Here is a 9,969-nt window from a genome sequence, read left to right as displayed (position 1 = left end):
CGGTCGCGGCCGCGCGGGCGTTGAGGCCCGCGTCGAACGCACGGCCGTCGCGCACCATGACGGTGTCCAGCGGCCGAAATCGCAACCAGGTCGTGGTCATCGGCACTCCTGGGCGAGAAACCGTGCCAGCAGCGCCGAGGGCAGCGGATCAAAGCCCGCTGTGGCGCGGTGTCGTTCCCGGATCGCCAGCCAGTGCATCGCCCGCGCCCGCTGACCGGCGCGCTCGTTGGGTGTGCCGTGACGCGCGATGAGTCGGGTCAATTCCTTGAGCAGCACAGCAGGCGCGTGTTCGGCAAGCTCGACCAGGCCGCGCCGGTCCCGTTCCAGATCGGAGGCGAAGCCCGGGGAGAACTCTTCGGCGGACGGCGTGATCGCACGCAGCAGCTGGGCGGCGTTGCCGTCGCCCTCACGGCCACTGCGGTCGATGTGCCAGGGCTGGACGGTGCGAGCGCGTTCACCGCCTCGCCGGCGCGCCACGACCGCGACCGCGTCACGGCCGCTGTGTTTGGCCTGCTCGATGGCTTCGCGTGCGGTGGCCATCGCCTCGCCGAGAGGGCTGGACATGTGCGCGTACACCACCGCGGTCGACGCGGTCACCTCGGCGCCACCGGGTCCGCGCGCGGCCAGCGGGGTCCTGGGCAGCGTGTGGGCGATCAGCCGGCGCAGGTCCTCGGCCAGGGCGAGTGCCTGCGCGGCGGGGCAGAACGCCAGCAGGTCATCGCCGCCGGCGTAGACGGTGAACCCGTCGCGTCCTTGTACGGTGGCGCGTTCGGCGTGTCCTAGTTCCAGCAGGGCGCGGGAGGCGGCCTGCTGCTCGTCGCGACCGAGCCGGCCCAGCGCGGTGCCCAGCTTGTCCATGTCCTGCACGACGATCGCGTAGTAGCTGGTCAGCGCCGGGGCACCCGCGGCGACTGCCAGTGCGTGGATCCGGGTCGCGGCCTGGTACCCGGCGGTGACGGTCTGGGCGGACACGCGGGGGTTCTCGCGGCGCAGGGTGTGCAGGTCCCACGCGTCGGGGTGCACCCACGCACCCAATCCGGCGGCCAACGGCCGGAGTGTGTCGGGGACCTCAGTCTGCGCCAGTTCCGGCTCGTTCACAGCGCCACCGGTGGCGGCCGCGGCACGGGCCAGCTCTCGCACTGGCACGGCGAGGTCCGCTTGGATCCCCGTGGTGGTGATCAGGGCGCGTCGATAGGAGGCCGATGCGATCGCCGCAGTCGACGGAAACCCGTCCTGGGTCTGCGTTCGCGCCGCAAGCCGTTTGAGCCAACTGGCGGCGGACAACATCTCGCCGCGGTCCTTCTCGTGTGATCGGGCGTCCACGGGGGGCGTGCTGACGGCGGCGAACTGCGGCGACTGCGGGCACAACGTCTGGTTGCGGACCGTCGTGTGGGTGAAGATCCGGCTGCGGCGGCGTTGAAGCAGCGCCGCCCGGCCGGCGTCCCACAACTGGCGGTAGTCCGCATCGGTGTCCAGCGGCCCCGACACGCAGACCCAGCAGACGTCGGGAAAACCGGGTGTAGTCGGCGCCTCGACGGCGCCTCGGAAGACCCGGGCCAGTCTGTTCCGCCAGGCGTCCGCGACTGCATCCGCGGCCTGCATAGCGATCGGCGGTCCCTGTTGGTGTTCGGCGACGAACACGATCCGGCTGGTCACGCCGTCGGTGCCGATGGCCGTGGGCTCGGGGACGACCAGACCCGCGGGCGAGGGCTGGTCTCCCAGCGCTGATTCGACTGTTCGGGCCACGGTCCGGGCCAGTTCCTGCACTGTCAGGCTGGCACCTGCGACGTCAGCGGTGGATCGCGACTCGGCGATAAATTTCTGCACACCACCGATCGCGATAAGTACCAAATCCATCGGGGCACCGTCCCGCACCGCGCCGCCTCTTTTCAGGTTTTGTCCGTGGCGAGCGCCCGGAGTATCGCGACCCTGATGGTCGTCGTTACGTGGTAGATCTAATTGACACGCGCGGCCGCCGCCTTGTATCTGCACGTGTAGCACGCCATGCGTGCCACACCGTGTGCCCTCCGCACATTGCCACGGCGACTCCGCGCGTTACTACTCCATCAAGGGGATTCGCCATAGCTGATCCATCCCAGGCCCACACAGATGCCTCGAACGGCGTAACGGGTCCTCCACGTGCGCCGCGACGGCGTCATGTGCCCGCGGCCAGACACACCGCGCGCACGACACCGCAGCCCAACGGCGGCACATAAGCGCAAGGGAAGCTGGCGAGGTCACGCCAGAGGACCTGCAGAAACAGCTGTCCCGGTATGACCTCGTTGACGTAGCGGACCCGATGGAAGGCGAGGTCACGCCCCCGGGGGTTGCATCCACGGTCAGGTTGAGATCGCGTCCGTTGAACGTCCGAGCACCGCGCTTCACGCATGCAGCGCAGCGTGGCCCACTAGCGTCCGTTGAACGGACCACGGTGACCGATCATCCTGCGGCAATGATTGAGCCTTCTATCGATCCGATGCACGTCCTGCTAGCGTGCACCACATTCCGGCCCGGGCTATGGCGCTCGGCGAGGCTGATCGCGAACCGAACAAACCGTGCTGGTCTGTGTTCTGAGGTGTACTCCATTCGGGGAGGGTGGCGTGGAGATCGAATACCGTTCTCGCGTGCGACGCCAGGACCAGCCACTTTGCGCCTTCTGGTGGAAGAAGACGATCAGCGGGGACTGTCGGTCTGGCCTCGCGTGCAGCACCGCTGTATCGTCCCTGGTCGGAGCCCTGGTAGTTATGAAGGGGTTCAGTCGGACCTCACGCCGAAGGGCGTATAGAAACCCAGTGCTTGTCCGCGTGCGGCTTCCTGAGCGTGAGCTCGAGTTCAGTCGGACCTCACGCCGAAGGGCGTATAGAAACGGGAGTTGTCCCCCTGGCTCGCTCTGTCGTCATTTCCACCGTTCAGTCGGACCTCACGCCGAAGGGCGTAAAGAAACTTGATCGTCACGTACCGCACCCGGCCGACCATCAGACCGTCGACGGTTGGACGTCGGTATAGTGCGGGAGGTCGACGACGCAGTCGCGGACGAGCGCTGGACAATCCGGGCCCACATTTTGTCGTCAAGCCGCCGTTCCTGACAGGCAAGCGTCAACAACTCGATGGTGCTGAACGCCAGGACGTCCATCGACTGTGTTACCAGGCGAATTTCCTGCACCATCCGTCCACAATGCGATGTTATGACGCCCGGCCGCGTCCACGGTCATGCACCATACGGTCTAGGCTCACCGTCTGCAGCCGAAGCGGACGTCGCCTCAAGAACCACATTCGGTGCGACGTGCTTTTCGGGCACCACCTCGACGATCCCGTCGACCCCATTACCCTCCAACCCTGTGGCTACGGCCAGTGGTGAGCATCAGTCGCATAGCCAAGGAGGCTCAGGCACCCGATGCACGCACACCACGCCAGAGCGAGGAACCTCGATCCGAGTACGGAAGGCCAGACCGACCGCGCTGCCCGGAATGGGGGCGGTCCAGGTGTAGGCGGGTGCGCGGGCGAAGGCGGCGGCAACCAGGGTGCGGCCGTATCCGAGGCGACGGTGGTCGGGTGTGACGTGGACGTCGTCAAGGGTGCCGGTGTGGCACGACAGGCAGCAGGTCAGGGTCGCGGCGCCCACCGTCGCGCCGTCGAGTCGAAGTTCGATGTGTCCGGTCATCGCACCCGTGGCAGGCGGGAGTGCGATCAAGACCAAGCCTCCGGTCGGCGCGGCGTCAGCGGCGTGCTGGCGCGCGACATCGAGGTGAGCCCATTCGGCGCGGCGGCGTGCTGTGGGGGTGCACGCTTCCAGAGTGCGGCAGGTTTCGCACAGGGTGGCGTGCAGCCGGTATCGGTGGTTGTAGGTGGCGGTCATCCCGCCGAGTTCGAGACGGTGGCCGCGCAGGCATGCCATGGGTCTCCCGGGGATGGTGGGGCGTATGGGGATGAGGTCGCCGTATTCGCCGCGGGCTCCCGAGGGTGGTCCGCCGACGATGCTGGTGGGGTCGGTCATCGCGCAGGCCCGTTAGCGGAAATCGCGGGAGGGGCCGGTGGCCATGGTCAGGTCGAGAGGTTCCAGGTGGTCTGCAACCAGGGTTACGACGCCTTCGACGGCTTGCACCTGGCCGCGGATGAGCAGCGCGGCGCTGGCGCGGGCGAGGACGCGTTGACGGGTCCACAGTCCGGGTGAGACGAGCACGTTGGCCATCCCGGTCTCGTCCTCGAGGTTGAGGAACGTGATGCCGCCGGCGGTGGCGGGGCGCTGCCGGTGGGTGACGGCGCCGCCGACCCAGACCCGGGTGCCGTTCTCTGCGCGGGTGAGGTCGGCGGTGGTGATCGCGCCTCGCTGGGTCAGCAGGTCGCGTAGGTACTGCATTGGGTGGCTGCCCGGCGAGATGCTGGTCGCCCACAGGTCGGCGGCGGTGATCTCGAGCCGGGTCATGCCGGGCAGCGCGGGGGCGTCGAGTCCTGGGGCGAGCCCGGGCAGGTGCCCGGTCCGGGTGGTCGCGGCGGCGCCGGCCGCCCACAGAGCTTGGCGGCGGTCCGTCCCGAAGCATGCGAAGGCGCCCGCCGTAGCCAGGGCTTCGAGAGTGGCTTTGGTCAGCTGCACCCGTTCGGTGAGGTCGCCGATTCCGGCGAATACGCCGCGCCCGTCGCGGTCGGCGACTATCGCATCGGCTGCGGTGACGCCGAGGTGGCGGACGCCCGCGAGGCCGAGGCGGACCGCCTGGCCGCCGATGCTGTCGTGGTCGGGTTCCAGGGTGGCGTGGGTGAGGCTGGTGTTGATGTCGGGTTCGTGGACGTGCACGCCGTGGCGTCGGGCGTCGGCGACCAGGGACTGTGGGCTGTAGAACCCCATCGGTTGGGCGCGCAGCAGCCCCGCGCAGAACGCGGCCGGGTAGTACCGCTTGAACCACGCGGAGGCGTAGACGAGCAAAGCGAAACTCATTGAGTGTGCCTCAGGAAAGCCGTAGCCGCTGAATGCGTGGATCTGCTCAAAAATCCGGGCCGCCAACGGCTCGTCGAGGCCGTTGGCGGCGCAGCCGTCGAAGAAACGTGCCCGCAGGGCACGCATTTTGGCGCCGGAGCGTTTGGCGCCCATGGCGCGGCGGAGCTGGTCGGCTTCGGCGGGGGTGAAGGAGGCGACGGCGACGGCCATCTGCATCACCTGCTCCTGAAACAGGGGCACCCCGAGCGTGCGGTCCAAACTGGACGCCAGCAGCGGATGCGCGTGCTCCCACTGCTCGTCGCCACGGCGACGCCGAATATAGGGGTGCACCGAGCCGCCCTGGATCGGGCCGGGCCGGATCAGCGCGACCTCCACGACCAGGTCGTAGAACTTCCGCGGCCGCAGCCGGGGCAGCGTCGCCAACTGCGCGCGGGACTCGACCTGGAACACCCCGACCGCATCCGCGGCGCACAGCATCTCGTACACCTTCGGATCGGCCAGATCGAGCGTGCCGATGTCCACAGTGGTCTGGTCGTGCTCGGCCACGAGGTCGATCATGTAGTGCAGCGCCGAAAGCATGCCCAGACCGAGCAGATCGAACTTGACCAAACCGATGCTGGCACAGTCGTCCTTGTCCCACTGCAGAACACTGCGGTCCTGCATCCGCCCCCACTCGACCGGGACGATCTCGGAAACCGGCCGGTCTGAGATGACCATGCCACCGGAATGGATGCCCAGGTGGCGCGGGAAGCCCTCGATCCGCGCGGCCAGATCGAGGATGTCGGTGGGGATGCCGTGCTCGGGTTGGGCGGCGGTGGCGGCGACGCCGCCCCACCGGTCGATGGTCTTGCTGTAGGCGTCCTGTTGGCCGGGGCTGTGGCCCAGCGCTTTGGCGGCGTCGCGGATGGCGGACGGGGCCCTGTAGGTGATGACGTTGGCGACCTGCGCCGCGTGCAGCCTGCCGTGGCGTTGGTAGACGTACTGGATCGCTTCTTCACGGCGGTCGGACTCGATGTCGACGTCGATGTCCGGCGGCCCGTCCCTCTCCGGCGCCAAAAATCGCTCGAACAACAAGCCCCAGCGGACCGGATCGGCATGGCAAATGCCCAGGGCGTAGCAGACCGCGCTGTTGGCGGCGGAGCCGCGGCCCTGGCAGAGGATGCCGGATTCGCGACAGAACCTGACGATGTCCCAGACCACCAAGAAATAGCCCGGGAAGCCCAGCTTGTCGATGATGTCGAGTTCGTGGTCGAGCTGGGCGTACGCGGTCGGGTTGTCGTCGCGGTGGCCGTAGCGGGTGGCGGCGCCGCGCCACGTGAGGTCCCGCAGATACGCCATCTCGTCGCGTCCGTCGGGCACCGGGAACGGCGGCAGGTCCGGCGCGATCAGGTTCAGATTGAACGCGACCTCCCCGCCGAGCAGCGCGGCGCGACCCACCGCACCGGGGTAGCGGCGCTCGAACCGAGCGTGTTGTTCCGCGCCGGAGCGCAGGAACGCCTGCCCACCCGGCGGGCGCCAGCCCTCGAGGTCCTCGGCGGCGCGGCGGGCACGGACCGCGGCGAGCATGTCGGCGACAACGGCGTCCCGGGGGCGCGCGTAGTGCACATTGTTCGACACCACCGTCGGCAGCCCGAGCTCGTTCGCGAGCGCGGTCAGGTGATCGTTGTGGGTGGAGTCCAGGGGCAGCCGGTGGTCGTAGAGCTCGACCGCGACGTGGTCGCGACCGAACCGGTCGACCAACGCCCGCAACTCGCCCAGGGCAGCGCCCGGTCCGCCCTCGGCCAGGGATTGACGGACGGCGCCTTTGCGGCACCCGGTCAGCACCAGCACATGCCCCGCCAGCTCGTCGACCAGCTCGGTGTGGTCGTAGACGGGGCGGCCCTTCTCGCCTCCGGCGAGCTGGGCGTGGGAGATGACCCGGCACAGCCGGTGGTAGCCCGCCTGCCCGCGGGCGATCACCAGCAGATGCGTCCCGGCCGGATCGGGCTGTCCGGCCTGCGGGCTGGGCAGGCCGAGGGAGAGCTCAGCGCCGAACCCGACCCGGACCCCGAGTTCGCGGGCGGCCTCGTGGATCCGCACCGCCCCATACAGTCCGTCGTGATCGGTCAGCACGATCGCGTCCAGCTTCAGCCGAGCGGCCTGCTCCACCAGGGTCTCGGGGTGGGATGCGCCGTCGAGGAAACTGAAGTTCGAGTGGACGTGCAGCTCCGCGTACGGCACCCGCGCCCCGCCGTCGTCGCGGGGGCGGCGAGGGCCATCCAGATCGTGCGGTGCGCGGTAGCCCTCGCGTTTACCGCTCCAGGCCGGGGAGTCGTTGCCATCGCCGAGCACCGGCGGGCGGCCGGAGGCGACCCGCTCGACCTCCGACCACGGCACGTTGGGGTTGTTGAACGCCACTCCAGCTCCCACCACACCAGGCGCGCTGTGGGGAAGCCAGCGACTTATATTCGAACACCAGTACGATCGACAGTGCTGATCCTGAGGGAGGAAACCGCTCCTGTCAACCCGGCCCGACGCCCGTAACCGCTGGTCAACGACCCAGCACGCCTCCGTGCGGCACCGGAGCCCTTCGGATGGCGTGATTCACTGCGCCTGTGAGCGGTCGTCCCGGTCAGTCGTACACGCCTTCCACAGTCCACTGTGGTTCTGGGCCGACCGTCACCGTGAGCAGCAGCGCCCGCTCACCTTCCTCGTCGTCCTGCCCGGCGGCGAGCACCACCTGCAATCGCGCTACGGTCCGGCGCTCATCTGAGGGTGGCAGTGGCGGGGTGTGCAGCCAGGGACCTGCCCAGCCCAGCACTGTCCGTGGCGACTCGCTCTCGATCGCCACCACGGCGGGCGGTGCGCTGAGGTCGCCGCGCTGCGTGCAGCCCACGACGTTGCCGCCGTGGTCGCGCACGACCGCGGGCACGCGACGCTGCGGGACTGTCGCGGGTGACGGGGCGGGCAATCCGCCAGGCCAGGGCGCGTCGATCGCAGTGGCAGCACGGGGTTCATCCCAGGGGATGAGTCGGACCCGCTCAGCAGGGCCACGGCCTCCATCCAGCAGCGGACGGAGCACGGCGTCCGGGCCGAGCACGCCCTGGATCCGCACCACGGCGCGGCGCGCGCGGTCCGCGGCGTCGGCGTCGCGGCCCATCGCACCGAGCTGCAGTTGCAGCGCCTGCCCCCCGACGACCTCCTCGGGCTCTAGGCGTAGCCGGACGATTCCCGCGGTCGGGCTGTCGCGGGCGGTCAGCCAGCCTTCGCACTGCCATCGGACGCGGTCCGCAGTGGCGCGGGCGGTCAACGGTTCCGCGCTGCGCCACACCCGCACCCGCTGCTGGCCCGCCTCGGTCACCGCCACGATCGACAGTCGCGTGCACGCCACTCCGTGGCGCGCCAGGCCGGTCACGAATCGCTCCCCGAGCGTCTTCGCCACGAACGCAGCCTCATCGATGCGCTCCAGCGGTGTCTCGAATTCCTCGGTCACCGTCAGCTCCGGGGGCAGGCGGCGCCGCAGCGGTGGCCGCTGGGACAACCCACGCGCCAGCCGGTGCGCGAGGATCGCGTCCTGCGGGAACCGGCCAGCCACATCCCGCTCGGCCAGGGCGGCGAACGCCCCGAGAGTGCGCAGTCCCAGCCGCTGGAGCACGCCGACCAGCTCGCCTCGATCATCCCCCGGCTGATCCAGCTCGGTGATCGACAACGGCGCCAGAAACCCAGCAGCGCCACCGGGTTCCACCACCGCCGACCGGCGAGCGGCCAGGACCGCGGCGAACAACCCGTCGGCAATCCCGATCTGACACTCCACACCCGTGCGTGCCGCCACTTCGTCCAGCAGCAACTCGACCAGCGCGTCCTCCACCTCCGAAAATAACCCGCCGCGCCAGCGAAGGGGGAACCGCGACGAATCCCGGGGCGCACCACCTTCCACGCCCCACGGCCTGCCGTTCCACGAACGGGCGGCGACCCGGCTCAAAACAACCGCCGCATCCCGATCAGGATCATGCTGAATGCACCACCCAGCCCCGGGACCACCGCGACTTGGGCCTTCGGGGCGGCCGCAATCCTACGCCGTACCCCCGCCGGCGGCCGCGCCCGCCGCCGAAACACGCCAACGACCCCGGTTTCGCCGAAGAAAACCCGCGGCCGGGGGCCGTTCGAAGTTGTCCCCCGCTGCGAACGCCCGGCCGCCACGACCGGCCAGTCCCGGAACACCAAACCACCAGCAGCCGCGGCCCCGAGACACCACTCACCCAGCACCTCGACATGGCCCCCACCGACCCGGGCGCCGACTGACTCAGCCACGGCCAGGACACCATCAGGCCCCGGCAGCTGCAGCGAGACCGACACCGGGCGGGCCGCACCACCGCGGCCACGGCTGGTCGCGACCACCTCGCAGGACCGCAGATACCCGTAACCGTCAGCGGTGACACCGCGCCAGCGCCGTCCCGAGACCCGCAACTGCAGGTCCGCGCCCGGCCAAGCGCCGACCGTGATCACCACACCGCCGCGGCTGCGGACCCGTCCGGACATCCGCCGCGCGACCTGCGGCTGCATGCCGCGCGTGATGACCGGGCCGACCACGACGAGATCGAACCCGTCGACCAGTGCAGAGAGCACGGTCACCAGGTCAGCGGCGGGGCGAGGCACGAGCGCGAGCCGGTCCAGGTCGACCCCGAGTTCGGCCGCCGCGGCGAACCCGAGCTCGGGCAGACCGGTCACCGCCGCCCAGGAACCAGACGTGGTGGCGGCCGCCAGCAGCGCCAAGACCAACGAGGTCGACCCGGCGACGGAGATCGTGCACCCACGCCGTAACCCACCCGCCGGGAACAGGCGGGTCAATGCGGGCAAGACCATCAGTGACTCAGTGGATGCTGTCGTCTCGGGGTGCAGCTGCGCCGCTGTCCGCACCCCGGGGATTGCGGCCAAGCCCGCCAGAGCCTTGGGCACCGCCACCACTCCACCTCCAGCACTCCACCTCCAGCACCACGAACCCGCACCGGAGACAGCCGCGTGAGGAAGCCGCGGACGAACCCAGAACCGTCATCGAACAC

4 protein-coding genes, 1 pseudogene and 1 CRISPR repeat array are annotated in these 9,969 nt (G+C 69.7%); all 5 genes and pseudogenes read right to left on the bottom strand.

The features are described from left to right. Positions 1 to 96: 96 nt before the first annotated feature. Positions 97 to 1,857, bottom strand: coding sequence for a Cas10/Cmr2 second palm domain-containing protein (locus KUTG_RS52455; RefSeq protein WP_157495474.1), 1,761 nt, complete (start codon positions 1,855 to 1,857; stop codon positions 97 to 99). 895 nt (positions 1,858 to 2,752) lie between these two features. Beyond that, a CRISPR array of direct repeats spans positions 2,753 to 2,944; the repeat unit is 30 nt; unit sequence GTTCAGTCGGACCTCACGCCGAAGGGCGTA. Positions 2,945 to 3,361: 417 nt separating this feature from the next. After that, positions 3,362 to 3,994, bottom strand: a complete 633-nt coding sequence (locus tag KUTG_RS52450; protein WP_052396490.1) for a GNAT family N-acetyltransferase — start codon at positions 3,992 to 3,994, stop codon at positions 3,362 to 3,364. 12 nt (positions 3,995 to 4,006) lie between these two features. Next, the gene (locus KUTG_RS52445) at positions 4,007 to 7,327 is read right to left on the bottom strand and encodes an error-prone DNA polymerase (RefSeq protein WP_043727709.1); all 3,321 of its coding nucleotides are present in this window, start codon (positions 7,325 to 7,327) and stop codon (positions 4,007 to 4,009) included. 214 nt (positions 7,328 to 7,541) lie between these two features. Continuing rightward, on the bottom strand, positions 7,542 to 8,777 hold the full coding sequence (locus KUTG_RS52440) for a DNA polymerase Y subunit UmuC family protein (RefSeq protein ID WP_198047693.1): 1,236 nt from the start codon (positions 8,775 to 8,777) through the stop codon (positions 7,542 to 7,544). Positions 8,778 to 9,166: 389 nt separating this feature from the next. Continuing rightward, a pseudogene (locus KUTG_RS52435) lies at positions 9,167 to 9,871 on the bottom strand (hypothetical protein); the annotation flags it as partial. Between the last annotated feature and the right edge of the window lie 98 nt (positions 9,872 to 9,969).

Origin of the sequence: Kutzneria sp. 744 (genome assembly GCF_000568255.1) — a bacterium.
In the GTDB taxonomy this organism is placed as follows: Bacteria; Actinomycetota; Actinomycetes; order Mycobacteriales; family Pseudonocardiaceae; genus Kutzneria.
The sequence above is the reverse complement of the archived record's forward strand: the minus strand, read 5'-3'. Positions and strand labels throughout refer to the sequence as shown.

Bases quoted from the DNA above. Each gene is read 5' to 3' on its own strand.
- KUTG_RS52455 (WP_157495474.1), bottom strand. From the start codon at position 1,857: ATGGATTTGGTACTTATCGCGATCGGTGGTGTGCAGAAATTTATCGCC.
- KUTG_RS52450 (WP_052396490.1), bottom strand. From the start codon at position 3,994: ATGACCGACCCCACCAGCATCGTCGGCGGACCACCCTCGGGAGCCCGC.